Origin of the sequence: Aureimonas jatrophae (assembly GCF_900104035.1) — a bacterium.
Lineage (GTDB): Bacteria > Pseudomonadota > Alphaproteobacteria > Rhizobiales > Rhizobiaceae > Aureimonas > Aureimonas jatrophae.
In genome coordinates, this window is sequence record NZ_FNIT01000002.1 from 428793 (window position 1) to 454301 (window position 25509).

Annotated in this window: 31 protein-coding genes; 21 read left to right on the forward strand and 10 right to left on the reverse strand. The window is 68.7% G+C overall.

The features are described 5' to 3' along the window. Nucleotides 1–83: 83 nt before the first annotated feature. The 6 genes from BLQ76_RS06405 (at nucleotide 84) to dhaL (ending at nucleotide 6229) form a co-directional block, all read left to right on the forward strand. Complete coding sequence (locus BLQ76_RS06405; protein ID WP_090670613.1) at nucleotides 84–1565, forward strand: sugar ABC transporter ATP-binding protein; 1482 nt, start codon at nucleotides 84–86, stop codon at nucleotides 1563–1565. 44 nt (nucleotides 1566–1609) lie between these two features. After that, nucleotides 1610–2614 (forward strand): ABC transporter permease, encoded by a 1005-nt coding sequence (locus BLQ76_RS06410; RefSeq protein ID WP_090670614.1) that lies wholly within the window; start codon nucleotides 1610–1612, stop codon nucleotides 2612–2614. Between the two features lie 96 nt (nucleotides 2615–2710). Continuing rightward, nucleotides 2711–3691 carry a substrate-binding domain-containing protein gene (locus BLQ76_RS06415; RefSeq protein ID WP_090670618.1) on the forward strand — a complete coding sequence of 327 codons (981 nt, stop codon included), beginning with the start codon at nucleotides 2711–2713 and terminating at the stop codon, nucleotides 3689–3691. Between the two features lie 74 nt (nucleotides 3692–3765). Beyond that, the gene (locus tag BLQ76_RS06420) at nucleotides 3766–4536 is read left to right on the forward strand and encodes a GolD/DthD family dehydrogenase (protein WP_090670620.1); all 771 of its coding nucleotides are present in this window, start codon (nucleotides 3766–3768) and stop codon (nucleotides 4534–4536) included. A gap of 38 nt (nucleotides 4537–4574) precedes the next feature. Continuing rightward, the gene (locus tag BLQ76_RS06425; RefSeq protein ID WP_090670623.1) at nucleotides 4575–5573 is read left to right on the forward strand and encodes a dihydroxyacetone kinase subunit DhaK; all 999 of its coding nucleotides are present in this window, start codon (nucleotides 4575–4577) and stop codon (nucleotides 5571–5573) included. A gap of 14 nt (nucleotides 5574–5587) precedes the next feature. After that, nucleotides 5588–6229: a dihydroxyacetone kinase subunit DhaL gene (gene dhaL, locus BLQ76_RS06430; protein ID WP_090670626.1), complete on the forward strand. Its 642-nt coding sequence runs from the start codon at nucleotides 5588–5590 to the stop codon at nucleotides 6227–6229. A 25-nt stretch (nucleotides 6230–6254) separates the two neighbouring features. Here the strand turns inward: dhaL and BLQ76_RS06435 are convergent, their stop codons facing one another. Beyond that, entirely contained in the window at nucleotides 6255–7262 is a 1008-nt protein-coding gene (locus tag BLQ76_RS06435; RefSeq protein ID WP_090670629.1) for a zinc-dependent alcohol dehydrogenase family protein, read from the reverse strand. Between the two features lie 374 nt (nucleotides 7263–7636). Here BLQ76_RS06435 and BLQ76_RS06440 point away from each other — a divergent pair, with 374 nt between their 5' ends. The 10 genes from BLQ76_RS06440 to BLQ76_RS06485 all read left to right on the forward strand — a co-directional run bounded on the left by BLQ76_RS06440 (nucleotide 7637) and on the right by BLQ76_RS06485 (nucleotide 13148). Continuing rightward, nucleotides 7637–7867, forward strand: coding sequence for a hypothetical protein (locus tag BLQ76_RS06440; protein WP_090670632.1), 231 nt, complete (start codon nucleotides 7637–7639; stop codon nucleotides 7865–7867). Then, nucleotides 7864–8169, forward strand: a complete 306-nt coding sequence (locus tag BLQ76_RS06445; RefSeq protein WP_139183946.1) for a hypothetical protein — start codon at nucleotides 7864–7866, stop codon at nucleotides 8167–8169. Before BLQ76_RS06440 ends, BLQ76_RS06445 begins: the two co-directional genes overlap by 4 nt. 27 nt (nucleotides 8170–8196) lie before the next feature. Then, the gene (locus BLQ76_RS06450; protein WP_090670638.1) at nucleotides 8197–9702 is read left to right on the forward strand and encodes a helix-turn-helix transcriptional regulator; all 1506 of its coding nucleotides are present in this window, start codon (nucleotides 8197–8199) and stop codon (nucleotides 9700–9702) included. 180 nt (nucleotides 9703–9882) lie between these two features. Further along, entirely contained in the window at nucleotides 9883–10065 is a 183-nt protein-coding gene (locus tag BLQ76_RS06455) for a CsbD family protein (RefSeq protein ID WP_090671378.1), read from the forward strand. A 20-nt stretch (nucleotides 10066–10085) separates the two neighbouring features. After that, nucleotides 10086–10313 (forward strand): hypothetical protein, encoded by a 228-nt coding sequence (locus tag BLQ76_RS06460; RefSeq protein ID WP_090670641.1) that lies wholly within the window; start codon nucleotides 10086–10088, stop codon nucleotides 10311–10313. Between the two features lie 80 nt (nucleotides 10314–10393). After that, nucleotides 10394–10579, forward strand: coding sequence for a DUF2934 domain-containing protein (locus BLQ76_RS06465; RefSeq protein ID WP_090670644.1), 186 nt, complete (start codon nucleotides 10394–10396; stop codon nucleotides 10577–10579). 149 nt (nucleotides 10580–10728) lie between these two features. Then, on the forward strand, nucleotides 10729–11202 hold the full coding sequence (locus BLQ76_RS06470; RefSeq protein ID WP_090670647.1) for a GNAT family acetyltransferase: 474 nt from the start codon (nucleotides 10729–10731) through the stop codon (nucleotides 11200–11202). A 79-nt stretch (nucleotides 11203–11281) separates the two neighbouring features. After that, complete coding sequence (locus BLQ76_RS06475) at nucleotides 11282–11665, forward strand: YkvA family protein (RefSeq protein WP_090670650.1); 384 nt, start codon at nucleotides 11282–11284, stop codon at nucleotides 11663–11665. A gap of 93 nt (nucleotides 11666–11758) precedes the next feature. Next, on the forward strand, nucleotides 11759–12238 hold the full coding sequence (locus BLQ76_RS06480) for a GreA/GreB family elongation factor (RefSeq protein WP_090670652.1): 480 nt from the start codon (nucleotides 11759–11761) through the stop codon (nucleotides 12236–12238). A 151-nt stretch (nucleotides 12239–12389) separates the two neighbouring features. Beyond that, nucleotides 12390–13148, forward strand: a complete 759-nt coding sequence (locus BLQ76_RS06485) for a Crp/Fnr family transcriptional regulator (RefSeq protein WP_090670654.1) — start codon at nucleotides 12390–12392, stop codon at nucleotides 13146–13148. A gap of 44 nt (nucleotides 13149–13192) precedes the next feature. Here the strand turns inward: BLQ76_RS06485 and BLQ76_RS22020 are convergent, their stop codons facing one another. The 4 genes from BLQ76_RS22020 to BLQ76_RS06500 form a co-directional block, all read right to left on the reverse strand. After that, the gene (locus tag BLQ76_RS22020; protein WP_170842496.1) at nucleotides 13193–13357 is read right to left on the reverse strand and encodes a hypothetical protein; all 165 of its coding nucleotides are present in this window, start codon (nucleotides 13355–13357) and stop codon (nucleotides 13193–13195) included. A 90-nt stretch (nucleotides 13358–13447) separates the two neighbouring features. Next, the gene (locus BLQ76_RS06490) at nucleotides 13448–15127 is read right to left on the reverse strand and encodes an ABC transporter permease (protein ID WP_090670657.1); all 1680 of its coding nucleotides are present in this window, start codon (nucleotides 15125–15127) and stop codon (nucleotides 13448–13450) included. Nucleotides 15128–15173: 46 nt separating this feature from the next. Then, on the reverse strand, nucleotides 15174–16190 hold the full coding sequence (locus tag BLQ76_RS06495) for an extracellular solute-binding protein (RefSeq protein WP_090671381.1): 1017 nt from the start codon (nucleotides 16188–16190) through the stop codon (nucleotides 15174–15176). 244 nt (nucleotides 16191–16434) lie between these two features. Continuing rightward, the gene (locus BLQ76_RS06500) at nucleotides 16435–17505 is read right to left on the reverse strand and encodes an ABC transporter ATP-binding protein (protein ID WP_090670660.1); all 1071 of its coding nucleotides are present in this window, start codon (nucleotides 17503–17505) and stop codon (nucleotides 16435–16437) included. 326 nt (nucleotides 17506–17831) lie between these two features. Here BLQ76_RS06500 and BLQ76_RS06505 point away from each other — a divergent pair, with 326 nt between their 5' ends. The 4 genes from BLQ76_RS06505 to BLQ76_RS06520 all read left to right on the forward strand — a co-directional run bounded on the left by BLQ76_RS06505 (nucleotide 17832) and on the right by BLQ76_RS06520 (nucleotide 22262). Further along, nucleotides 17832–18833 (forward strand): ABC transporter substrate-binding protein, encoded by a 1002-nt coding sequence (locus BLQ76_RS06505; RefSeq protein WP_244519520.1) that lies wholly within the window; start codon nucleotides 17832–17834, stop codon nucleotides 18831–18833. Nucleotides 18834–18916: 83 nt separating this feature from the next. Beyond that, a complete protein-coding gene (locus BLQ76_RS06510; RefSeq protein WP_090670663.1) occupies nucleotides 18917–20383 on the forward strand; it encodes a sugar ABC transporter ATP-binding protein in 1467 nt (488 codons plus the stop codon). After that, nucleotides 20380–21309: an ABC transporter permease gene (locus BLQ76_RS06515; protein ID WP_090670666.1), complete on the forward strand. Its 930-nt coding sequence runs from the start codon at nucleotides 20380–20382 to the stop codon at nucleotides 21307–21309. The genes BLQ76_RS06510 and BLQ76_RS06515 overlap by 4 nt, the downstream gene beginning before the upstream one ends. Then, on the forward strand, nucleotides 21306–22262 hold the full coding sequence (locus tag BLQ76_RS06520) for an ABC transporter permease (protein ID WP_090670668.1): 957 nt from the start codon (nucleotides 21306–21308) through the stop codon (nucleotides 22260–22262). The genes BLQ76_RS06515 and BLQ76_RS06520 overlap by 4 nt, the downstream gene beginning before the upstream one ends. Nucleotides 22263–22284: 22 nt before the next feature. On the opposite strand, the gene BLQ76_RS06525 is transcribed toward BLQ76_RS06520, so the two are convergent. The 5 genes from BLQ76_RS06525 to BLQ76_RS06540 form a co-directional block, all read right to left on the reverse strand. Then, entirely contained in the window at nucleotides 22285–22476 is a 192-nt protein-coding gene (locus BLQ76_RS06525; protein WP_090670670.1) for a hypothetical protein, read from the reverse strand. Nucleotides 22477–22589: 113 nt separating this feature from the next. Continuing rightward, nucleotides 22590–22712, reverse strand: coding sequence for a hypothetical protein (locus tag BLQ76_RS22660; protein WP_280140051.1), 123 nt, complete (start codon nucleotides 22710–22712; stop codon nucleotides 22590–22592). A 177-nt stretch (nucleotides 22713–22889) separates the two neighbouring features. Further along, a complete protein-coding gene (locus tag BLQ76_RS06530) occupies nucleotides 22890–23393 on the reverse strand; it encodes a hypothetical protein (RefSeq protein ID WP_139183947.1) in 504 nt (167 codons plus the stop codon). Nucleotides 23394–23446: 53 nt separating this feature from the next. After that, on the reverse strand, nucleotides 23447–23698 hold the full coding sequence (locus BLQ76_RS06535) for a hypothetical protein (RefSeq protein ID WP_090670675.1): 252 nt from the start codon (nucleotides 23696–23698) through the stop codon (nucleotides 23447–23449). Beyond that, on the reverse strand, nucleotides 23695–24339 hold the full coding sequence (locus BLQ76_RS06540) for a GNAT family N-acetyltransferase (protein ID WP_090670677.1): 645 nt from the start codon (nucleotides 24337–24339) through the stop codon (nucleotides 23695–23697). The genes BLQ76_RS06535 and BLQ76_RS06540 overlap by 4 nt, the downstream gene beginning before the upstream one ends. 91 nt (nucleotides 24340–24430) lie before the next feature. On the opposite strand from BLQ76_RS06540, the gene BLQ76_RS06545 reads away from it, so the two are divergent. Then, nucleotides 24431–25480: a LysR family transcriptional regulator gene (locus tag BLQ76_RS06545; RefSeq protein WP_090670680.1), complete on the forward strand. Its 1050-nt coding sequence runs from the start codon at nucleotides 24431–24433 to the stop codon at nucleotides 25478–25480. Nucleotides 25481–25509: the final 29 nt, after the last annotated feature.

A 25509-nucleotide genomic window follows, 5' to 3' on the forward strand; every position in this document is an offset into this window, starting at 1 on the left:
GTCAATCGAATATTGTCGAAGTCGGCATCCGGGAGGGAATCAGTCGGCGGGGGCTCACGGTTCGGGCTCCGGGAGGACATGCCATGACAACCCCGCTTCTGAAGGTGGAAGGGCTGCGCAAGTCCTTCGGCGGCGTCGCCGCGCTGCGCGACGGCCGCTTCGAGCTGGAGGCCGGCTCGGTGCACGCCCTGTGCGGCGGCAACGGCGCGGGCAAGTCCACCTTCCTCACGATCGTCATGGGCATACAGAAGCGCGACGGCGGCACGATCTGGCGCAACGGCCAGCCGGTCGATTTCTCCAGTCCCGCCGATGCCCTGAAGGCCGGCATCGCGATCATCGAGCAGGAGCTGAGCCCGGTTCCGCACATGAGCGTCGCCGAGAACATCTTCCTCGGCCGCGAGCCCTCGCGCCGTTTCGGCGGCATCGACTTCCGGGCCATGAACCGGCGGGCCCAGGCGTTGCTCGACGAGCTGGGCTTTGCGATCGACCCGCGCCAAGCCATGGCGACGCTGTCGGTCGCCCAGATGCAGCTCGTCGAGATCGCCAAGGCGCTGAGCCACGACGCCGAGGTCATCTTCATGGATGAGCCGACCTCGGCCATCGGCGAGCGCGAGGCGCAGCACCTCTTCGCCGCGATCGAGCGGCTGAAGGGGCAGGGGCGCGGGATCGTCTACGTCTCGCACCGCCTGTCCGAGATCTTCCAGATCGCCGACAGCTACACCGTGTTCCGCGATGGCGCCTATGTCGCGAGCGGCAAGCTCACCGAGACCGACCGTCCCGGCCTCATTCGCATGATCGTCGGGCGCGAGCTCGGCGAAGAGTACATCAAGACCAACACGCCGAGCGAGACCGTCGGGCTCTCGGTGGACGGCCTCAGCAGCCCGGGCCGCATCGACGACATCTCGTTTTCCGTGCGCAAGGGCGAGATCTTCGGCATCTACGGCCTGATGGGTTCGGGGCGCACCGAGATCTTCGACGCGCTGTTCGGCCTCGACCCGAAGGCGCAGGGGCGCATCGCACTGGACGGCGCGCCGGTCACCGTGCGCCGCCCGGCGGACGCGATGGCGGAAGGTCTCGCCTTCGTCACCGAGGACCGCAAGAACAGCGGGCTGAACCTCCACGACACGGTGCGCGGCAACATCGCGCTGGCAAGCCTGCCCGAGATGAGCCCCGCCTTCGCCATGCGCGGGCGCGAGGAGGCCGAGGCGAGCCGGACCATGATCGAGCGCTTCCGCATCAAGGCGGCGCGCGACACGATGCCGGTGTCGGGCCTGTCGGGCGGAAACCAGCAGAAGGTCGTGCTCGGCAAGTGGTTCCTGCGCAAGCCTCGCGTCCTCCTCCTCGACGAGCCGACGCGCGGCGTCGATGTCGGGGCCAAGCGCGAGATCTACCGCATCATCTGCGAGTTCGCCGCCGAAGGCGGAACCGTGGCCATGATCTCCTCGGAGATCGACGAGGTTCTCGGCCTGTCGGACCGCGTCATGGTGATGCGCGGAGGGCGCTCGGCCGGCATCCTCGCGCGTGGCGAGGCGAGCGCGCAGTCGCTCGTCCACCTCTCGACCTGAACCTCAAACGACGCGCCGCGCCCGCCGGAATAGGGAACCGCCACGTGACCGACATCAACGCGAAAGCCGCCGACCCGGCGCTGGGCGCCGAGCGCCGTCGCCTCCTGATCCAGGAATACGGCATCTTCATCGCCTTCCTGATCCTGGTCGGAGTCCTGTCGGTCGCCAGCCCCTACTTCCTGACCGCCGGCAACATCTCCAACGTCCTCCTGCAGACGTCGATCAACGGCATCCTCGCCATCGGCATGACCTTCGTCATCCTGACGCGCGGCATCGACCTGTCGGTCGGCTCGGTGGTGGCGCTGGCGGGCATCGTCAGCGCGAGCTTCGTTACCACCACGGCGAACGCGAGCGTGGCGGGCGGGCCCTATCCCGTGGTGCTGGCGCTGGCCATCGGCATCGGCGTCGGCGTCGTCAGCGGCGCGATCGTCGGCGCGATCGTCTCGCGCTTCAACGTCCCCGCCTTCGTGGCGACGCTCGGCATGCTGTCGGCGGCGCGCGGCATGACCCTGATCTACGGCGGCGGACGGCCCGTGCCGGGCCTCGTCCCCGACTTCCGCTGGATCGGCACCGGCAACATCCTCGGCGTGCCCATGCCCGTCGTGATCCTGGCGGTGGTCTTCGCCGCCTCCTGGTGGCTGCTCTCGTCCACCCGCTTCGGCCGCTACATCTACGCGGTGGGCGGCAACCCGCACGCCGCCAAGACGTCCGGCATCAACGTCGCCCGCATCCGCTTCCTGGTCTACGTGATCTCGGGGGCGCTCTCGGGCCTGGCCGGCATGATCCTGTCGGCGCGCACCGGCTCGGCCCTGCCGCAGGCGGGCGTCGCCTACGAGCTCGACGCGATCGCGGCGGTCGTGATCGGGGGCACCTCGCTGTCGGGCGGCGTCGGGCGCGTCACCGGCACGCTGATCGGGGCCCTCATCATCGGCGTCATGAACAACGGCCTCGATCTCATGGGCATCCAGTCCTACTACCAGCAGATCCTGAAGGGAGCCCTGATCGTGGGCGCGGTGATGCTGGACCAGAAGCGCAGCCACGCGGCCTGACGCATCGGAGAGTTTCGCCCGGCCGCCGCCGGGCCGAAGGGGGGGGCGTGCGCCATTCCGGGCCGCCCCGACGGTTCCACAGGGAGGATACCTCACATGAAGACCTTGCTGCTCGCCCTCGGGCTCGCGACCGCGCTGTCGGCGCCGGTTCTCGCGCAGGAGAAGCTGAAGATCGGCGCGACCGTCTACGGCCTCAACGCCGAGTTCATGCAGATCTGGACCGCCGCGCTCCAGAAGCACCCCGCCGTGCAGAGCGGCGAGGTCGAGGTGACCGTGTTCGACGGCCGCTACGACGCGCTGGTCCAGCAGGAGCAGTTCAACACGATGATCACGCAGAAGTATAACGCGATCATCTTCGTGCCGATGGACATCGAGGCGGGCGCGGCGCCCGTGCAGGCGGCGGTCGACGCCGGCATCCCGGTGGTTGGCTCGAACGCCCGCGTCAACTCCGACGTCCTCACCTCCTATGTCGGCTCCAACGACGTCGAGGCGGGCGAGCTCGAGGCCAAGGCCGTGCTCGACAAGATGGGCTGCAAGGGCAACGTCGTGATCATCGAGGGTCCGATCGGCCAGAGCGGTCAGATCCAGCGCCTCGAGGGCAACCAGAAGGCGCTGGCCGCCTGCCCGGACGTCAAGGTCCTGGAGCAGCAGACCGGCAACTGGTCGCGCGCCGAGGCCCAGACCCTGATGGAGAACTGGCTGACCTCGCATCCCGGCCAGATCAACGGCGTGATCGGCCAGAACGACGAGATGGCGCTGGGCGCGATCGAGGCGATCAAGGCCGCCGGCCTCAACGTCTCGGACTTCGCGATCGCGGGTGTCGACGGCGTGACGGATGCGATCAACGCCGTGAAGGCGGGCGAGATGGCCTCGATCCTGCAGGACGCGAACGCACAGGCGCAAGGCGCGCTCGACATCGCGATCAAGGCTGTGAAGCCCGACTACCAGCCCCAGTCGGCGATCTGGAAGCAGTACCCCTCGATGGGCTGGGAAGACGGCAAGGCCAAGACCTACCTCGTGCCCTGGACCCCGGTCACGACCGCCAACGCCGACGAACTCCTGAAGTCGCGCCAGTAGCATGACCTTGCGGCGGCCGGGCGACCCGGCTGCCGCACCCCTTAGCCGTTCCCATTCTTGCCCGGAGCCTCCCGTTGAGCGACGCCGCCCCTTCCATCGATCTCGACTTCTCGCTGGCAGCCAAGGTCGCCCTCGTGACCGGCGGCGGCTCGGGGATCGGCCAGGCCATCGCGCAGGCGCTGAGTGCCAAGGGCGCGCGCGTCGCGCTGCTCGACAACAATCTCCAGGCCGCCGAGGCGACCGCCGCGACCTTGCATGACGCGCGCGCCTTTCGCTGCGACGTCGCCGACCCCGCTTCCGTCGAGGAGGCGGTCGGCGCGGCGGCGGATGCCTTCGGGCAGCTCGACATCGTGGTGAACAGCGCGGGCATCGTGGCGCTGGCCCCCGCCGAGGCGCTGACGCTCGACCAGTGGGACCGCACCATCGCGATCAACCTCAAGGGCACCTTCCTCGTGAGCCAGGCCGCCGGCCGCCGCATGATCGCGGCTGGTCGAGGCGGGCGCATCGTCAATCTCGCCTCGCAGGCCGGCACGGTCGCGATCGAGGAGCACGTCGCCTACTGCGCCTCGAAGTTCGGCGTGATCGGCCTCACCAAGACGCTCGCCGCCGAATGGGGTCGCCACGGCATCACCGCCAACACGATCTCGCCGACCGTCGTCCTCACCGAACTCGGCAAGGCCGCCTGGGCGGGCGAGAAGGGCGAGGCGGCCAAGAAGCGCATCCCGACCGGCCGCTTCGCCTTCCCCAACGAGATCGCGGCCGCGGCCCTGTTCCTCGCCTCCGACGCCGCCGCCATGATCAACGGCGCCGACCTCGTGGTCGACGGCGGCTACACGATCCTCTGATCCCCCCAAAGCCCCTTTTCTGAACGGACCCCAGTCCCATGCAGCGCTTCATCAACGACCCCGATCAGGTGGTCGACGACACCGTCCGCGGCTTCGTGAAGGCCCATTCCGACCTCGTGCGCCTGTCGGAGCGGAACCGGCGCGTCGTGGTCTCGACGGCTGCGCCGAAGGCGGGACGCGTCGGCGTCGTGACGGGCGGCGGCTCGGGCCACGAGCCGGCCTTCATCGGCTACACCGGCCGCGGGCTGGTGGACGCGGTGGCGGTGGGTGAGCTCTTCTCCTCGCCGACCGCGAAAAGCTTCCACGACGCCATCAAGGAGGCGAGCGGCGGGGCGGGCGTCGTCTGCCTCTACGGCAACTACGCCGGCGACAACATGAACGTGAAGATGGCGCAGAAGCTCGCAGCCAAGGACGGGATCGAGGTCGCGGTCGTAGTCGCCAACGACGACGTCTGCTCGGCGCCCGCAGCCGAGCGCGAGAAGCGCCGGGGCGTCGCGGGCGAAATCTTCATGTGGAAGATCGGCGGCGCCAAGGCGGCGGAAGGGGCGAACCTCGAGGAGGTGCGCGCCACCGCCCAGAAGGCGATCGACAGCTGCCGCTCGATCGGGGTGGGTCTCGGCCCCTGCACGCTGCCGGCCGTCGGTCATCCGAACTTCCAGATCGAACCCGGCACGATGGAGGTCGGCATCGGCCACCACGGCGAGCCCGGCATCCGCGTGGAGCCGCTGAAGACGGCGGCCGAGGTCGCCCGCGACATGGCGCGCATCGTGCTCGACGACCACGACCTGGCCTCGGGAACCGAGGTGGCCGTGCTCGTCTCCGGCCTCGGCGCGACGCCGCTGAACGAACTCTACATCCTGAACGACACGATCGAGGAGGAGATCCGCGCGCGCGGCCTCACGATTCACCGCACCTATGTCGGCAACTACTTCACCTCGCTCGAGATGGTCGGCGCGACGCTCACCGTCGTGGCGCTCGACGACGAGCTGAAGCGGCTTCTGGACGCCGAGGCGCGCGCGCCCGGCTTCGCGGGTTGAGGGAGACGGGACCGATGCAGAGCTTTCCCAATGCCGGGGGCGGCGCGATCGTCGAGGCGATGGCCGCGCGGATCGTCGAGAACCGGGCCTATCTCTCGGAGATCGACGGCAAGATCGGCGACGGCGATCATGGCGTGAACATGGCCAAGGGCTTCGGCATGGCGGCCGAGCGCCTCGCCGGTCAGGACGCGACGCTGTCGCAGGCCATGGCGCAGCTCGGCGACGTCCTGATGGGCGAGATCGGCGGGTCCATGGGGCCGCTCTACGGCATGACCTTCACCGAGTTCGCCGAAGCCATCGAGGGCCAGGACGCGATCGATGCCGCCCTGTTCTCGGCCATGCTGCACAAGGGGCTGGAGGGCGTGCAGTCGATCGGCTCCGCCCAGGTCGGCGACAAGACGCTGCTCGACACGTTCGTGCCGGCGGTGGACGCCTTCGATGCTGCGACCGGCGAAGGCCGGTCCTTCGCCGACGCGCTCGACGCGCTGGTGGCGGCGGCCGAGCGGGGCCGCGACTCCACGGTCGACCTCGTCGCCAAGGTCGGCCGCGCGAGCCGGCTCGGCGAGCGCTCGCGCGGTGTTCTGGATGCCGGCGCGACGTCATGCGCCATGATCCTCGGCACGCTGGCCGAGGGGGCGAAGGCGCGCCTCGCCTGAGACCCGCCTCAGGGCGTGGAGCGGATCACCACTCCACGCCGATCTTGCCGAAATGCCCGGCGCCCTCCTCGTAGCGGAAGGCGTCGGCGAGATCGTCGAGCGCGAAGCGGCGGTCGATCACCGGGCGAACGTCGTTGGCCTCCAATGCTCTGACGAAGTCCTGCTGCTGCTGGCGGCTGCCGACGATCAGGCCTTGAAGCCGGGCCTGCTTGGTCATGAAGGCGCCGGTCGGGATCTCGCCCGAGAAGCCGGTGAGAACGCCGATCAGCGAGATATGGCCGCCGATCCGCACGGCCTCGATGGACTGGGCAAGCGTTCCTGGCCCGCCGACCTCGACCACGTGATCGACGCCCGCCCCACCCGTCCAGTCGCGGATGCGCCGGCCCCATTCTGGCTCGGCCTTGTAGTTCAGCGTGAACTCGGCGCCCATCGCCTTCGCCCGCTCCAGCTTCGCGTCGGACGATGACGTGATCGCGACGCGCGCCCCGAACAGGCGGGCGATCTGCAGCGCCCAGATCGATACGCCGCCGGTGCCTAGTAGGAGAACCGTATCGCCAGCCTTGAGCGCGCCGTCGCTCACCAGCGCGCGCCAGGCGGTGAGGCCGGCCGTGGTGATCGCGGCCGCCTCCACCGCGTCGTAACCCCTCGGCGCATGGGTGAAGGCGGTGGCGGGCAGAACCACGGTTTCCTGCGCGAAGCCGTCGATGCCGTCGCCCGGCGTGCGGGCGAAGTCGCCGACGCGGGCTGGACCTGCCTGCCAGTCCGGAAAGAAGCACGACACCACCATGTCGCCGGTCCGAAACTCCGTGACGCCTTCGCCGACGGCTTCCACCAGTCCCGCGCCGTCGGCAAGGAGCACGCGCCGGTCGTCCGCCTTCATCAGGCCCTTGGCGACCGACAGGTCGTGGTAGTTGATGGAACCACCATGCAGCGCGACGCGGATCGCGCCGCGTCCGGGTTGGCCGGGGTCGGGCCTGTCTTCGCGCTCGATGCGCTCGAGGCCGCCGGGCGCGCGCACTACCATGGCTTTCATCGGATCATTCCCGTGTTCTCGTCCGCCCCGGTCGGGCGGTTGAAACGCGACATATGGGAAAGGCGGGCCGCGTCCACCGCTGGAAATGCCGAGTTGGCACCGCACCGGACCCCTGGTTCGTTCCAGGGACAAGGCTTCGGCGACGTCGCGAAGCGAGGCCGCAAAGAGCATTCTGCACCAACCGAACTGGTGCTGATGCGTCTAACCAGACGCTTTCCGGGCGCCTATTTGGTGCGCGATCGATCGGCCGTGCGCCCGTGTGGACGCTGTCTGTCGGACCGTTGGCCGGGCGATCGCGAGCGGGATGCGCTGGCTGCGATCGGGCAGACGCAACGTGGACCCGTCCCCAACCCTCATCAGGAGCGCGGCCTTTCATGACGACGACGATTCCAACCGATCACGCACCCATGCCCGCCTGCGCTCCGGTGATCCGTGCGGGCGCCCAGGCCGCACGCGAGGGCCGGCCGCGCACCGACAACCCGCACGATCTCAACAGCGAGGACTGGACCCATTGGATGGACGGCTTCGACCATCAGACCGTCTGGACCGAACACGGCCGGGGCACCTACGACCCTTTCTCCGCTGCGGCGGCGGACCCGTCTTGATCGACGGCCGGACCTGCCGGGCGGCCCGGGGTTTCCTTGCCTGGACCGCACGATACCTTTCCACGCGGTCCGGCGTGCCGATCTCGCGTATCTTCGAGTTCGAGCGCGATCGGCCGATCGGGGAGGACGACCGGCAGAGTCTGGAGGCGACGTTCCTGCGCCACGGCGTGATGGTGACCGGAGACGGGCGCCGCGCCAACGGCGTCCGGGCGATCGAACTCCCGGCGAAGGCCGGCGAACTCGCGTCCGGTGCTCGGCTGGCCGGGACCGGAGGCGACTTGGAGAGCCTGCCCGAACCGTGACGCTCACCCCTGAACGGAGTGCAAGCAATGGCTGACAGACTCGCCGGACAGAAGGTCGAGCGCCAGCAGCTTCAACAGATCATCGCCGGCCTGACCGAGGGCGTGATCCTGATCGATCCGGACCAGACGATCGCCTGGGCGAACCGGGCGGCGCTCACCATGCACGGGGCGCGCGAGATCGCCGACCTCGGGCGGGATGTCGACGAGTACCGCCGGCGGTACCAGTTGCGCTACCGCAACCATCACGTGCTCGACGAGGGCGCCTACCCGTCCGATCGCGTGGTGGCCGGCGAGATGTTCGCCGACGTCGTGGTGGAGGTCGCGCGCGCGGGCGTCGCGGAGCCGGAATGGGTGCACCGCGTGCGCTCGCTCGTACTCACCGATGCGGACGGGGCGCCCGACTGCCTCGTCCTGATCGTCACCGACGCGACCGACGAGATGCAGGCGATCGAGCGCTTCGAGAGCGCCTTCAACGCCAACCCCGCGCCCGCCCTCATCTGCCGCATCTCGGACCTGCGCTTCATCCGCGTGAACCAGGGCTTCCTCGACATGACGGGCTACGCGCGCGAGGGCGTGGTCGGCCGCTCCGTCTATGAGCTCGACGTGATGGCGGGAGCCGACAAGCGCGAGATCGGCAAGGAGCGCCTCGCGGCTTGGGAGACCGTGCCGCAGATGGAAGCCTCCCTGGCACTGCCGGGCGCCGAGACCAAGCTCGTGATCACGGCCGGCCAGCCGATCGAGATGGGGGACGAGCGCTGCATGCTGTTCACCTTCGCCGATCTCGAGCCGCGGCGGAAAGCCGAGATCGCCCTGCGCAACAGCGAGGAGAAGTTCGCCAAGACCTTCCGCCTGGCGCCGGTCCCCATGAAGATCTCGACGCTCGACGGCTTTCGCATTCTCGACGTCAACGAAGCCTTCCTGAAGGAAACGGGCTGGACGATCGAGGAGGTCGTCGGACGCTCGACCGCCGAGATCGAACTCTGGGACACGGCCGCCACGAGGCGGCGCCAGGAGCGCGAGCTCGTCGAGACCGGCAGCTTCCGCGGCTACGAGGCCAAGCTCAAGACGAAGGAGGGCGCGATCATCGACTGCCTCGTATCGGCCGAGACCGTCCGGATCGGGGGCGAGGTCTGCGTGCTCGACGTGTTCCAGGACATCACGGTCCGCAAGACCTCGGAACTCGAACTCGTCAAGGCGATCGAGGAGGCCCTGGCCGACACGTCCTGGCTGAGCCGCAGCGTCATGGAAAAGCTCGCCAACATGCGATCGCCTCAGCCGGCGGGGCAGAGCCGCTCCAGTCTCGTCGACCTCACCGCCAAGGAGCGGCAGGTTCTCGGCCTCGTGTCGCAAGGGCTCGACGACTTCGAGATCTCCGAGAAGCTCTTCCTGTCGCGCAACACGGTGCGCAATCACGTCCAGCGCATCTACGCCAAGATCGGCGTCCACCGACGGAGCGAGGCGATCGTCTGGGCGCGCGAACGCGGCATCGTGGGCACCGAGCCCGAGCGACGTGGGCCGGCTCGCCGAAAGTAAGGGCGAGAGGGAATGTGACCTCGGAGATACTTTTCGCAAAAAAGAAGCGTGCACGTCAGGTGTTCTGATGCACCCGCCTCTTCGGAAGCCACCGGCCCGCACCACATGTTTCAGCAGGCGAGGGCGGGCCGCGCAGAGGCCAGCCGACCGGACAACCCCTTTGAGGCTTGGGAGATCAGCATGGACAAGGACCGCATCGAAGGCGCCAAGAAGCAGGTCGTCGGCTCCGTCAAGGAGGCGCTCGGCAAGGTGACCGGCAACGACCGCGTGGAGGCCGAGGGCACGGCCGAGAAGACCGCCGGCAAGATTCAGGGCAAGGCCGGCGAGGCCAAGGACGCGGTGCGCGACGCCGTGAAGCGCTAGCGGCGGCCGGCGCGGGTCACGTGGTTCGGTTCGGCGCCGACATCCTGAACCTGTTTCGCCGGAGCGGCGAGATCGTCTCGGTCTGTGCGGTGCCGGACGGCGGTGTCCTGCCGTCCTTTCTGCACGGCTCGGGATGGGTCTTCGACGGCAAGGTCGCCGATATCGCCAACCTTCTGCCCGCGGCCGAGCGCTCGACCTTCCGCGAGGTCCTGCGCGAGACCGGTTATTATGTCTTCGTTCCGGCCTGACGCGTGGGTCGGGACCGGACCGGGATCGAGACGGGCAGCCGTGCGGATCGGCCTGACCGTCGATCTGCGGAGGAGAACACATGCATGAGCCGAGCGACGGCGATCTGACGCCGATCGTCCGGGAGCGCGCCTACTTCCTGTGGGAGGAAGCCGGGCGACCCTATGGCCGCGAGTTCGAGTTCTGGGCGCGGGCCTCGCACGAGATCGAAGCCGACCGGCGGGCGGCCTGCGAGCGGCATCAGGCCGAGCGCAGCGTGGCGCGCTAGCGGCATCCAGCCAACCCTTCCTATCCGCGCGCCGGAGTCCATGCGTCGAGGGCGCGGAGCAGGAGAGGCCGCAGGACCGCCGTGGGTCCTGCGGCCTCTTGCGTATGGCGGTGGGTGAGCAATCTTAGCGCGGGCGCGAGGGAAACAGCATGCGAGCATTCGACGTCGTCACACGGATCGCCTTCGGGCTGGCGAGCGCGGTCCTGATGATCCTGGCCTGTGCCCTGATCGTCTATGCCGGCTCGGGCGTCTGGGACAGCTTCCGCACCGCCGAGCGCAACATCGGCGCGACGGCGCTCGAGGCGGTCGGCTACACCGTGATCGCGATCGCCGTGTTCGACGTCGGCAAGTATCTCCTCGAAGAGGAGGCGATCCGGGGACGCGAGATGCGAAACGCCGGCGAGGCGCGTCGCAGCCTCACGAAGTTCATCTCCACGATCATCATCGCCGTGCTTCTGGAAGCGCTGGTCACCGTGTTCGAGGCCGGCAAGGAAGACCCGCGCCTCATGGTCTATCCAACCATGCTCCTGGTGTCGGGCTGCCTGCTGATCGTGGGCCTCGGCGTCTACCAGCGTCTCAGCATCAGTGCCGAGACCAAGGTTCGCGACCCCGAGGAGGAGTAGCCGGGGCAGACGAGGTGCCGGGCCGACCGGGCGAACGCCCGCAAGGTCTGCGCCGTGATCCCGAGCCACGGGGGCGCACATGAACGAGCGGATCGCACGAGCGCGCCTCTGGGCGCACCAGGTCAAGCGCGACGTCGTCGCCTTGTGGTTGGCGGCGCGCGATGCCCGCACGCCCTGGATCGCCAAACTCGTCGCCGGCTCGGTCGCCGCCTACGCGCTGTCGCCGATCGATCTCATCCCGGATGTTATCCCCATTCTCGGGCTTCTCGACGACCTCCTGATCGTTCCGTTCGGCATTCTCATCGCGATCCGACTGATTCCCGAACCGCTGATGGCCGAGTTCCGAGCCGAAGCGCTGCGACGCGACGGGCGGCCGCGCAGCCGGGCCGGCCTCGTGGCGATCGTCGCGGTATGGATCGGCGCCGCGCTCGGCACGGCCTGGTTGATTCTCCGGCATTCGTGACCGCGACGGACGAACGGGTCATCGAGGTCCGGCTTCCTATATGACGAACCATCGGGCGAAGACCCGGAACCCGCGTGCCGCGAGGAGGGCACCATGAGCGTAGCCTTCGTGAAGGAACCGAACGAGGACCAGGTCGAGGCGCTGCCCGAGCGCGACCTCGGGACGGATCCCAACTTCGTGACGGCACGGGGACTGGCCCTGATCGAGGAGGCGCTGTCGACCCACGAGGCCGCGCTGGAGGAGGCCCGTGCCGCGGGCGACAAGATCGCGATGGCCATGCTCAACCGCGATCTGCGCTACTGGCGTGCGCGCCGCTCCACCGCGCAGGTCGCCACGCCCGACCCGGAGGGCGAGACCGTTCAGTTCGGCCACGACGTCGCGCTGCGGCGAGCGGGCGGTCCGATCCAGCGGTATCGCATCGTCGGCATCGACGAGGCGGATCCCGCACGCGGTCTCGTCTCCTATCTTTCGCCGCTCGCCCGCCAGTTGATCGGCAAGGAGGAGGGCGACCGCTTCAAGATCAACGGCGCCGAGGCCGAGATCGTCGGGATTGGGCCGGAGGCGGTCGACTGACCGGCCGTTCCCGCATCGCGCAACTGCCAAGGCCGTTCCCCTGCGGCCGTATGCGCCTTTCGAGGCAGGCGTCTCGACAGAACGGCTCGTTGCCCGATAATGGGAGTTGGCTAAGCAACCCGGCGGCCGGCAGCGATCTCAGGACCATCCCATGAAACCTGTGAACGACAATGCTCAAGGCCTGCTGGCGCTTCGTTTGTCGGCCCATCTGCCGTTCGGCCGCAGCGAACACGAACTCCTCACGGGCGTGCCGTGGCGAACCGAGGAGATGGCGGCCCGCCATGCGTTCATCCGCGAGGGCGACCGGCCCACGCACTCCTGCCTGATCGTCCGCGGCATCGTCGTTCGCTCGCAATACGGAGCCGACGGTCAGCGTCAGATCCTGTCGGTGCATATTCCCGGCGACATGCCGGACCTGCAGAGCCTCCATATCCGGAGCATGGATCACGACATCGAGACCGTCAGCGCCGCGCGCATCGCCTTTGTCACCCACGACGACCTGCGCCGACTGTGCGATGCCTCGGCTCACCTGGCCGCCGCGCTCTGGCGCGAAAGCCTGATCGACGCCGCTCTCTTCCGTGCCGCGATCTTCCGCAACGCCCAGCTGGGGGCCGAGGCCCGGCTCGCCCATTTCCTGTGCGAGATGCAGTTGCGGCATGCGGCAGTGGACCTCGTGATCGACGGCGGGTTCGACTTCCCGATGTCGCAGGAACTGATCGGCGAGGTGCTCGGTCTGACCGTCGTCAGCATCAACAAGGCGGCGCAGGCCCTGCGGGCCCAGAACCTCATCCGGATGGAGAAGGGACGCGTCGTCGTCCTCGACTGGGACGGGCTGGTCCGGTTCGGCCAGTTCGACGGATCGTTTCTCCATATGGAGCAGCCGCAGCGCCCGCTCGCGGCCGCCAGCTAGTTCCACCACCCGCCAGATCCCGTTCCCACACCAGGCATCGACCCTCAGGCCGATCGGGCCAGCGGTTGCTCGCTTTGGTTTGTGTGAGCGGATTCCTCGTCCAGAAGCTGGTACATCGCCACCAGCGAGACGCATCCCGCCAGTTCCAGCGCTTCCTCGGCGCTGATGCGTCCGGCCTCGTATTCCGCCGCGATCTCGCGAAGGCTCATGCTGATCCACTCCAAGTTGGTCGACCCTGGCATTATCCGGGATAAACTTGGCGATAAGATCATATGGTGCGATAAAATTATGGGTCGCCGCTAAGGAACCGTCGGTTTCGGTGCGGCGCGTGCGGACCCGAGCCGGGCGAGGACGGCGACCGGCAGCATGCCGACCCCGACGATCACGAGCGCGGCGACGGCCGCTTCCTCGTAGGTTCCACGGGCCGCCTCGCCATACAGATGGGTCGCCAGCGTCTCGAAGTTCAGGGGACGCAGAAGCAGCGTGGCGGGCAGCTCCTTCATGCAGTCGACGAAGACGAGCAGCCCTGCGGATGCGATCGCCGTGCGGGTCAGCGGCAGGTGGATCCGGCGGAAGGCGGCGGCCGAACCGTGGCCCAAAACGCGTGCCGCCCCATCCAGCGACGGCGAGACTCGTCCGAGACCCGCCTCGATGCCGCCGACCGCGATGGCCGCGAAGCGGACCGTGTAGGCCAGAACAAGCGCCGCTCCCGATCCGAGCAGAACGAGGCCCGGCGAGACCCCCGTCGCCTGCTCGACCATGCGGGCGGCCAGACGGTCGAAGGCACCGACCGGCACGAGAAGGCCGATCGCCAGAATGGTGCCGGGCACGGCATAGCCCAGGCTGGCGAGACGCGCCGCCAGAGCCGACCGGCGCCCGGGATAACTGCGTCCCACATAGCCGAACAGCAGGCCGCAGCCGACGATCGCGAGCGTCGCCGCGAGCGAAACCGCGACCGTGTTCCCGACCTCCGCCAGAATGCGGGGGGACACGCCCGCAAAGCGGACGCGCTTGACCGCTTCCGACAGGAGATAGGCGGCCGGCGCCGCGAAGCCGAGCAGCACCGGCAGCGCGCAGGCCAGTGCCGCACCCGCGGCCGACGCGCCCACGAGCCGCACCGGTTGCATCGCTCGCGGCTTCTGCGCCGCCGCGGCGAAGCGCTGCCGCCGTCTCGCGTGGCGCTCCGCCCATACCAGAAGCATCACCACGGCCAGCATCGCGAGCGAGAGCTGAGCGGCACCCGCCAGATCGTTGCGGTTCACCCAGGTGGAGTAGACGGAGACCGTCAGCGTCTGGACGCCCAGAAACTGCGAGGCGCCGATGTCGTTCAGCGTCTCCATCAGGGCCAGGCTCATGCCGACCGCGATCGCTGGGCGCGCGAGCGGCACGGCGACACGCCCGAAGACCTGCCCGCGCGACAGGCCGAGCGTGCGCGACGCCTCGACGAGGCTGGCCGCCTGGGTCAGGAACAACGCGCGCGTCGTGAGGTAGACGTAGGGGTAGAGCACGAGGCCGAGCAGGAGCACCGCACCGGGCAGCGAGCGGATGTCGGGCAGGCGGAACTCGCGCGGGCTGCCGTAGCCGAGCAGACCGCGCACGATGCGCTGCACGTCGCCCACCGGGTGAAGGATGTCGAGATAGCTGTAGGCGACGACATAGGTCGGAACGGCCAGCGGCAGCAGCAACGCCCATTCCAGGACGCGGCGACCGGGAAAGTCGTAGGCCGTGACGAGCCAGGCGGTTCCGGTTCCCAAAACGCCGACGGTGACGCCCACACCGGCCAGGAGCGCAAGGGTTTTGAAGGCGACGCCGGGCAGGACGGCGCTTACGAGATGCGGCCACAGGTCGCCGCCTCCACCGGTCGCCACGAGCGCCAGCGCGCAGACCGGCAGGCAAAGGAGCCCCGCGACCAGGAACGACGCGAGCCGCCAGCCGGTCGGGCCGGAGAGCCGGACGGCGAAGGGGCGGGACGGGGTCATCGACCGAAGCGGCCGGGACGCACGGTCCCGGCCCTTGCCTGCCGCATCAGCCGTCGAACCCGACCTTCTCGGTGAGCTCGCTTGCCTGCTTGCGGAACGCGACGCCCTCCACGATGTCGATCGTGTCGGGCTTCAGCACGCCGTACTCGCCGACCAGCGGATCGACGCTCGCCTTGGCGTTGACGGGATACTCGAAGTTCGCGCGGGCGTAGATCGCCTGCGCCTCGTCGGAAACCAGGTATTCGAGAAAGCGCACGGCTTCGTCGCGGTTGGGCGCATGGCGGGCGACGGCGCCCCCCGTGATGTTGACCTGCGTGCCGCCGTCCCGGAACGTCGGCAGGATCATCTTGATGCCCTCGGCCCATGCCTGCTGCTCGGGGCCGCCCTTGCCGCTGCGCATCAAGCCGACATAGTAGGAGTTGGCGACGCCGATGTCGCACAGGCCTCCGGTGATGTCGCGCGCCACGTCCCGGTCGCCGCCGCCGGCCGGCCGGGCGAGGTTGGCCTTGAGGCCGGTCAGCCACGTCTCGGCCTCGGCCGCCCCGTGATGGGCGATAAACGAGCCCGTCAGCGCGACGTTGTAGGGATGCAGCCCCGAACGGATGCAGATGCGGTTCTTCCACTTCGGATCGGCGAGATCCTCGTAGGTGATCGACGCGAGGTCGAGATCCTTGGCGGCATAAAGCGCGCGGGCGCGCATCGACAGGGCGTACCAGTGGCCGTCGTCGTCGCGCAGCGTCTCGGGAATGGCGGCATCCAGCGTGGCGGACCGGACGGGCTGCGTCAGGCCACGCTCGACGAGATCCACGAGCACGCCCGCGTCCACGGTCATCAGAAGGTCGGCCGGCGAGCGGTCGCCTTCCGCGGTCACGCGCTCGGCCAGGCCCTCCTTCAGGAAGATCGTGTTGACCTGGGTACCGCTTGCCTTCGTGAAGGCGTCGATCAACGGCTGCACGAGACCCGGCTCGCGGGTGGTGTAGAGGTTGAGCTCGGCCGCTGCGGCGCCGCCCGTCGCGCCCCCGAGGAGCGCCAGACCAATCAGCGCGCTTCCGTATGTCTGCATGCCCATCGCAACCCCACCCTTTCCGTTCACCGATCGCGTCCTGGATCGGCAGGCGCCATGCTCATAGATGAGGCGTATGGTCAACTTATCGGTCGGGACCAAGTGGAAGCCGTGGGGCGCACAAGTACCGGCCGACATGTTCGCAGGTTTCGGCTCCGCGGTCGCGAGCCCGACCGAAAGAGGTTGCTTGGCAAGCGTTTGCTGCGGGTCCGTCGCTGCTGGCGTGTTGCTGTCTGGAATGCTTCTAGGATGCGCTATCGTCGGCGAACACGAAGACTTGTTCGACGCAGGCCGTGATCTTTACAGTGGAATCCACGGTCAGTCGGCTGCGCTCCGTGGAGCGAACGCGCAGGTCCGGCGCGAGTCCCGGCACCGCGACGCTCAGTTCCTCGACCTCGCCCAGAAGCCGGCGCCCCGTCACGCGTCCCTCGACGCCTTCGCCCGAGGCGGACAGGCGCAACACATGAGGCCGCACGTGGGCCACGGCCTGCACGCCGTCGGCAAGACCGGGCGCCGGAAACGTGCCGAGCGGTGTCGCGAGCCGGCCGTCCCGGCTGATCCCCCGGATGCGATTGGAACTGGCGAAGAACTCCGCCGCATGGGCATCCACAGGCTGCTCGAAGAGCTCCGTCGGCGTACCGGCCTGGACCACGCGTCCCGCGCGCAGCAGCACCACGTGCTCGCCGGCCGACAGGGCCTCCTCCGGATCGTGCGTCACCATCACGACCGTGGTGCCGAGTTCGCGCAGGAGCGCGAGCGTTTCGGAGCGCACACCGTCGCGCAAGGCGCGGTCGAGGTTCGAGAAGGGCTCGTCCAGGAGCATGATGCCGGGACGGGGCGCAAGGGCGCGGGCCAGCGCGACGCGCTGCTGCTCGCCGCCCGACAGCATATGCGGGAACCGCTCCGCGAGGTGTTCGATGCGCAGGCGCGCCAGCATGTCTCCCGCCCGGCGCCGCGCAGCCGCCTGTTCCTGGCGGCGGAGGCCGAACAGAACGTTGTCGGTGACGCTAAGATGGGGAAACAGCGCATAGTCCTGGAACAGGAAGCCGATCCCCCGGTCCTCCGGCTCCACGAAGGCACCGGGCCCCGACAGAATTCGGCCTCCGGCCTCCACCCGGCCGCTCACGGGACGCTCGATGCCGGCCAGAATGCGCAGGAGCGTCGTCTTCCCGGATCCCGAATGTCCGACCAGTGCGGCGACCCCGCCGGCGCGAACACGAAACGACACGTCCACCAGAACGGGCGTCCTGCCGAAGCCGTGCGTGACGCCGAGAACGTCGAGCGGCAGGCGGGTGGACGGGGCGGGGTGGTTCATCCGGAGGGCCTTCCGCTTCTGGGCGCGCCGGTCATAGCATTCCCGAGCGCGGCCGGAAGCGCCTCGTGGCGGCGGCCTCTCGTCCGGACCCACCGTGACCGGGGCGGGCGCGTGAGCAAGGAGACGCGCGATCCGCTTCTCGGCAACCGATTGCGCCGGGCGCACGATCAGTGATTTCGCGTCAAAGATTTGCGGATCGGGACTTGGACAGCGGGCAACCACCTGCCACACATGAGCGTCGACGCGGCGGGAGGATCGCTGCGGCGACCGCCGGCTGGAGCAGTCGGTTCATCCTGGGGAGGAACACCGTGAAGACCGCCATCGCCATCACCCTGTCGGCCGCCGCGCTGGCCTTGTCGGCCTCCGGTCCGGCCGCGGCCGACACGAGCGACAAGACCATCGCCCTATCGAACAACTACGCCGGCAACTCCTGGCGCCAGGCCATGCTCGCGAGCTGGAAAAAGATCACCGACAAGGCGGTGGCCGACGGACTGGTGAAGAGCGCCGACGCCTTCACCACGGCCGAGAACCAGGCGACCGAGCAGGCCGCGCAGATCCAGAACATGATCCTGCAGGGCTACAGCGCCATCGTCGTCAACGCCGCCTCGCCGACCGCCCTCAACGGCGCGGTCAAGGAGGCGTGCGACGCGGGTATCGTCGTGGTCTCCTTCGACGGCATCGTCACCGAGCCCTGCGCTTGGCGCGTGGCGGTGGACTTCCGCAAGATGGGCGAAGGACAACTCGACTACCTCGCCGGGCGCTATCCCGACGGCGGCAACCTTCTCGAAATTCGGGGTCTGGCGGGAACCTCGGTTGATACCGAGATTCACGAGGGCATCGCCAAGGGCGTCGAAGCGCACCCGAAGTTCAAGATCGTCTCGGCGGTCCAGGGCGACTGGACGCAGACCGTCGCGCAGAAGTCGGTCGCCGGCGTGCTGCCGAGCCTGCCCGAGGTGGTCGGTGTCGTGACGCAGGGCGGCGACGGCTTCGGCGCGGCCGAGGCCTTCAAGGCCGCCGGACGCCCGACGCCCACCATCATCCTCGGCAACCGCGAGGACGAACTGCGCTGGTGGAAGGCGCAGAAGGACGCGTCGAACTACGAGACCATGTCGGTCTCGATCGCGCCGGGCGTCTCGACGCTGGCCTTCTGGGTCGCCCAGCAGATCCTCGACGGGCAGGAGGTGCCCAAGGATCTCGTGGTGCCCTTCCTGTCGATCGACCAGGCCGGCCTCGAGAAGTCGCTCGAGACCACCGAGGCCGGCGGCGTGGCCAACGTCGAGTACTCGCAGGACGATGCCAAGACGGTGATCGCAGGCTCGGCGAAATAGGGCGCCGATCCGATGCATGGGCCCCGGACGCCGACGAGGCGTCCGGGGCGTCGCCAAGACCCCTTCCTGAAAGACCGACTTGCATGTCCGCGACCTCGCCGCCCATCGTCCGCCTTCGGGGCGTGCGCAAGAGCTTCGGTGCCGTCCGGGCGCTGGACGGGGTCGACCTCGACCTTCGGGCCGGCGAGTGTCTCGGACTGGCCGGCCATAACGGAGCCGGCAAGTCGACGCTGATGCAGGTTCTGGCCGGCAACCTGCGGCCCGACGAGGGGCAACTCGAGATCGACGGCGCGGACGGGGCCGGACGCCACAGCGTGGCGCGGGCGAGCGAGGCCGGCATCAGCTGCGTCTTTCAGGAACTCTCGCTCTGCCCGAACCTCTCGGTTCTCGAGAATACCCGGGTTCGCCAGCCCTCGCTGCGCGGCTTCGGCTGGCGGGGGCGGGCGGCGCGGCTCATCGGCGACCGTCTCGACGCGATCTTCCCCGGCCACGGCATCGGGTCCGACGACCTCGTCTCGGACCTGTCGCTCGGTCAGCGCCAGATGGTGGAGATCGCGAGCGTGTTTGCGGCCGGGGAAAGGCTGCGGTTCGTGATCCTCGACGAGCCGACCTCCTCGCTGGATGCGAGCGTCGCCGCGCAGCTTCTCGCCTATGTGCGCCGCTTCGTCGAGGGCGGGGGTACGATCATCCTGATCTCGCACATCCTGGGCGAGATCCTGTCGGCCTGCGACCGCATCGCGGTGATGAGCGACGGGCGGGTGGTGGACCTACGCGCGGCCGCCGACTTCACGCGCCACAGCCTCGTGGAGAGCATGGGCCACGTGGCGGGCGGCGGGGACGAGGAGGTCGCCGGGTCGGCGGCCGGGCGCAGCGCCGCGCCCGTCGTCGCCGAGGCCGGAACGCCCAAGGGCGGCCCGGTGCGGCTCGAAGCGCGGCGCGGCGAGATCGTGGGCCTGGCCGGGTTGGCCGGTCATGGGCAGACGGCGCTTCTCGTGCTCCTGCAGAACGCCGCGTACCACCGCTCCCGCTGGGCGCGCGTCGCGGCCCGCACCGCGTTCGTGGCCGGCGACCGGCAGAGCGACGGCGTCTTTCCGCTCTGGTCGATCGGCGAGAACGTCACGATTCGCTCGCTCGCCCAGCTCACGCGCTTCGGCCTCATCGACGGTGCGAAGGCGAGGGCGCTCGAGGAGAGCTGGCGCCAGCGCATCGCGATCCGCACGCCGGCCATGGGCGAGAACATCCTGACCCTGTCGGGCGGCAACCAGCAGAAGGCGCTGTTTGCCCGCGCCCTCGCGTCGGACGCCGAGATCGTCCTGATGGACGACCCCATGCGCGGCGTCGACATCGGCACCAAGCAGGAGGTCTACTCGCTGATCCGCGCCGAGGCGCAGAAGGGTCGAACCTTCATCTGGTACACCACGGAGTTCGACGAGCTGAAGAGCTGCGACCACATCTACGTCTTCCGTTCGGGGCGCATCGTGGCGGACCTGTCGCGCGCCGAACTGTCGGAACAACGCATCCTCCAGTCCTCGTTTGCCGAGGCCGCATGAGCCCCCGTCTGCTGCGCGCGCTCCTGCCGCCAGTCTCGCTGGTTCTGATCCTCGCGGTGATCTTCCTGATCCAGCCGCGCGCGATGAGCTATCTCGGCCTCAACCTGATGCTCAACCTCGCGCTGCCGATCGCGCTCGCCACGATCGCGCAGCTCTGCGTGATCACCGTGAACGACCTCGACCTGTCGATCGGCGCCTTTGTCAGCCTGGTTGCCTGCGTCGGCGCGACGCTCCTGCCCGCAACGCCTCTGCTGGGCACCGGCGTGCTTCTCGCGCTCATAGCGGTGTATGCGGGGCTCGGCGCGCTGATCCACTGGCGCGACCTGCCCTCGATCGTGGTGACGCTCGGCATGAGCTTCGTCTGGCTGGGGCTGGCGGTCCTCCTCCTGCCCTCGCCGGGCGGCTCGGCGCCCGCCTGGCTGTCGGGCCTCGTGAAGCTGAAGACGCCCGTCGTGCCCTTCGCGATCCTGGCGAGCGCGGCACTGGCGCTTCTGGTTCATCTCTTTCTCGTGCGCTCGTCCGCGGGCGTCGTGCTGCGAGGGGCGGGCGGCAATCCGCAGGCGCTCCGGCGCGCAGGCTGGTCGCTCCTGCGCGTCAAGGTCGCGATGTATGCGCTCGCCGGCTTCTTCGGCGTCCTGTCGGGTCTCTGCCTCGTCGGCCTCACGACGTCCGCCGACGCCAACATCGCGCTGCGCTACACGCTGCTCTCGATCGCAGGCGTGATCCTGGGCGGCGGCGAGTTCACGGGTGGGCGCGTATCGCCCGTCGGCGCCGTGATCGGCGCGCTGACGCTGACGCTCGCCGGCTCGCTTCTGTCGTTCCTGCGCATCTCGCCGGACTGGCAGATCGGCGCGCAGGGGGCGATCCTGATCGTGGTCCTGGCCTTGCGCGCGCTGGTCAACCAGACCGAGCGGAGGATGGCATGAGCACGGCCCGCCCGCGTGCGATCGGCTCCGCCCCATGGGCCTTCTCGTTCATTGGGGCCGCACTGATCCTCGCCGCGACGCTCACCTTCACGGGCGGCGTCGGAGCGGGGCAGATCCTGTCCACCGCGCTGACGTTCGCGACGATGTACGTGATCGTCGGCCTGGGCCAGATGTTCGTGATCACCGCCGGTCCCGGCAACGTCGACCTGTCGATTCCCGCCACGATCGCGCTGGCGGGCACGGTCTCGATGGTGGTGATGGGCGAAAGCGATGCGCGCATCGCGCTGGGTCTGGCGAGCGCGCTCGGCGTCGGCGTTGCCGTCGGCTGCTTCAACTACGCCCTGATCCGTCTTCTTTCGATTCCGCCGATCATCGCGACGCTCTCGGCAAGCTTCCTCGTCCAGTCCACCGCGATCAGCTACGGGCGCGGCCTGCGCGTGCGCCCGCCCGAAGGCTTTGCCGCCTTTGCGACCGGTCGGATCCTCGGCGTGCCCTATCTGGCCATCGCGACGCTCATCCTGTCCGCCCTGATGGCGGTGCTGCTCCACCGGACGGTCTACGGACGCTCGGTCTCGGCGATCGGGCAGAACAGCCGCGCCGCGGGACTTGCGGGCATCCGGGTCGACCGGGTGCGCTTCCTCACCTACGTCCTGTCGGCGGCTCTGGCGGGGTTGTGCGGCGCCGTCCTGTCGGGCTTCTCGGGCGGCTCCTCGCTCAACATGGGCGAGGAATACCTCCTGGCGTCGATCGCGGTGGTGGTGGTGGGCGGCTCGTCGGTCTCGGGCGGACGGTCCAACGTCGCGGGCTTGTGGGGCGCCTCGCTCTTCCTCTACCTGCTCGTGACCATGCTCAACACGTTCGGTGTCGGCGCGGGCCTGCGCCTGCTCCTGACCGGCATCATCATCGTGGCGATCATCACGCTGGCGGGCGGGCGGCGCGGGGAGCGCGCCTGAGCGGAAGGACCCGCGGCGCGCCTCAGCGCCGTTCGCCGGCCATCTCGGCATCGTACCCGGCGTGCCAGGAGATGCCGTCGGCGCTGCGCGAGCGATAAGGGTTGTCGTGTCGGTTCACGCGCCGCCGAGCTGCTTCCCGGCCTTCCAGGCGGACCGCCTCGTCGCGCGTCAGGCGGATCGTCTCGGAGTAACCGGCGCCACAGGTGTCGAGCATGTGCGTTCTCCCTTGTTTTTGTTGGGAGAAGTGTCGCGCCGTCGCCTTGATCAAACCTGAATCGCCTATGGTGCGCTGCATCGATGCGCGGCCAAGGCTCGCAATAAGGCCTCTCAGGGCTGGCGTAGGAACTCGAGCGCGATCAGCACGGAGCCGACGACGGCGAGCGCGATCACCACCACGGCGAGCCCCAGGACGAGGCGACGGGCGAGGCGGTGGGACCGGAGGTCTGCCATGACGGCTCCATTCGGGCGGGACGATCCGGCGCAGCCGGTTCTTGGAGGATGCCCCTTGTCGGGATCGATCGACCGAAAAGTCAACCGTGCCTCCGAAGCGCAGCCATGGCGATGCCGGACGCTGACTTCCTCCGGGGCCCCGCACGGGATGCCGGGGCGAAGCCCGATACGGTACGATCAGTGCTTTGCGGTGTCGTTCGCCGCCCCGCGCGATCCCAGGAGGCCGTGGCCGGCATCCAGGCCGACCTGCAGAAGAACGGCCCGGATGAGCTTGGACAGGAGACTGTTTCCAATGCCTCGCGCCAAGCCCTCCGCCTCAATCAGAAGAAGCGCGATACGCTCCAGAGGCGAGGCCGTCGCGGTCGGCTCCGGCATCATCACCGCGACATAGGTCGCCGTCCCGTTCGAGGCCTCGGCTTCGGTGCGTCGCGAGACGATGAAGCGGATCGTGGCAGGGCCGCCGAGTGCTCCCTGCAGGCGGCACGTGAGATCCCGAGCGCCGGGTTCGGCGCCCAGCATCCGCGTTTGAACGGTAAGGCGTTCCTCGGGCACCACCATCTGCAGGAGATCGTCGACGTTGTTCAGGGGCCGCGCACTGTTCGAACCGTGGCAGAAGCGGAGGAAGCCCATATCGGCATCGAGCGCGCCGGTGCGGGCGTCGATCGTCACGAGGCCCAGCACGAACGGATCGTCCGCCGGCCGGACGGCTTCGGTTATCGATATGGCGCAGACGCTCACGACGTGATCACCGCCTTGTTGTCCCGGATCCAGGTCAGGCGCAGCTTGGTGGAAAGGAGGGCGTTCAGGGTCTCAGCTGGGCTCAGCTCGCTCTCGCGCGGCAGGGCGTTGCCCATCATCGCGATCTCCAGAAGGCACATGTCCAGGAGGCGCTTGGCGAAGCACAGGCGCAGTTCGTCCGCCTGGTCTCGGCAAGCCGCAACGGCGACCAGCAGGCGGTCGACCTCGCGTTCCTCGAACTGGGTCATGCGCGCGCCATGCCGTTCGAGGTCTCGAACACGCCGGGCTTGTGCCACTGACCCTCGGCGCGCACGGTGAGGTACGGATCGCCCCCGATCGCGACCGCGTCCTCGGCGGGCTCGATCTCGTCGATCATCTCGAGCACGGCATAGCCTGCCAGGTCGAACGGGGCGCCGTTGTCCTTCATCCGGAAGCCGAAGCGCTTCCAGAAGGGCAGGAGCTCCTCCTTGGCATGGCCGTACAACTTGCGGTATCCTTTGGCCCGGCACAGGTCGACGCTCGCGCGAACCAGGTCGAAGGCGATCGTCGAGCGGCGGTATTCCTTGCGCACGGCAAGGCGTTCCATCTTCGCGAAGTCACCGAAGAAGCGGATGCGCATACAGCCGGCCGGCTCGCCCCGAACGCTGTAGAGGAGATGGGTCGCGGCGAAGTCGTTGCCGTCGAACTGCTCCGAGAAGGGGAAGGTCTGTTCGCCGAGAAAAACAGCCGAGCGGATCGCGGCGATCTTGAGGAAGTCGTCCAGGCCGTGGACGACCGCAATCCCGGTCCGCTCGCCCTGGGGATCGAACGTATCGAAGCGCGGCGCCGCGACCGGCGGGACCGTGTGGCAAGGATCGGAATGTAAGTTTTCCTGATAGACCGTCGACATCGGCGTCCCCTTTGGCTTCCTGGACGCCGTTGAAGCTATCGAACCGAAGCCGTCGTGGATTTTCCCAATCCGAACACAGGGCGTTCAGCCAATGGAACACCTCCCCCAGAACGTGGACTGGGACAGCGTCAAGGTCTTTCTGGCCGTCGCCGACAGCCGCAGCTTCCGGCAGGCGTCCGCAGAGCTCGGCAAGGGGATCAACACGCTGCGTGCCACGATCGAGCGTTTGGAGGACCAGCTCGGCTTCCGCCTGTTCTACCGGGAAGCGGAGGGCACGCGCCTCACCAACGAGGGGCGGCGCCTGGTCGCCGCCGCGCGCGACGTGCAGCGCTCGGTCGCCGACATGTGCCGCGTCGCCCAGTCCACCAGCGATACGATGTCGGGCGCGATCCATCTCGCCGTCACCGAGGGGATCGGCACGTTCTGGATCATCCCGCAGCTTGTGGACTTCCTTCGGGGCGAGGGCCGCGACATCAACCTCAACCTCGAATGCGCGCTGCGCTCGGTCGACGTGCTGCGCCTTGAGGCCGACATCTCGATCCAGCTCACCGAGCCGACCGCGCCGGACCTCATCAAGAAGCGTCTCGGCTTCGTGCATCTCTCGATGTTCGCCGGCCGCTCCTATGTCGAGGCGCACGGGTTGCCGACCTCGCTCGCCGACCTGGCGAACCATCGCGTCGTCGAACAGGAAACCGAGCAATTCGCCGGCTATCGGCTCGCGCCGCTCTTCGGCGAGGAGATCGCCCGCAAGATGGTGCCGCTGCGCACCAACTTCTCGAGCGCGCACTATTGGGCGGTGGCCAAGGGGGCGGGGATCGGCATGCTGCCGAACTACGCAATCGCGATTGGGGCCGATCTGGTACCCGTGAATCTCGACATGAAGTTGGGCGTGGAGGTCTGGCTTGCCATCCACCCCGAGGTCATCAAGACGGCGCGGCACCGCGTCTTCGTGGATTGGCTGGTGGAATGCTTCTCGCGCGAGAAGTATCCCTGGTTCGGCAACACCGCGTTGCATCCCGACGAGATCGTCGACCTGCTGCGCGCCTCGGGCGAGCTGCAAACCTACTTCGAGGGCTTCACGCCCAAGCTCGCCGCGGCGCCGGAGACGCGGCGTCTGGGAAAGGCCGTTGCGGACTTATAGCCGCCGCAAGGCGATGATAGGAACGATCC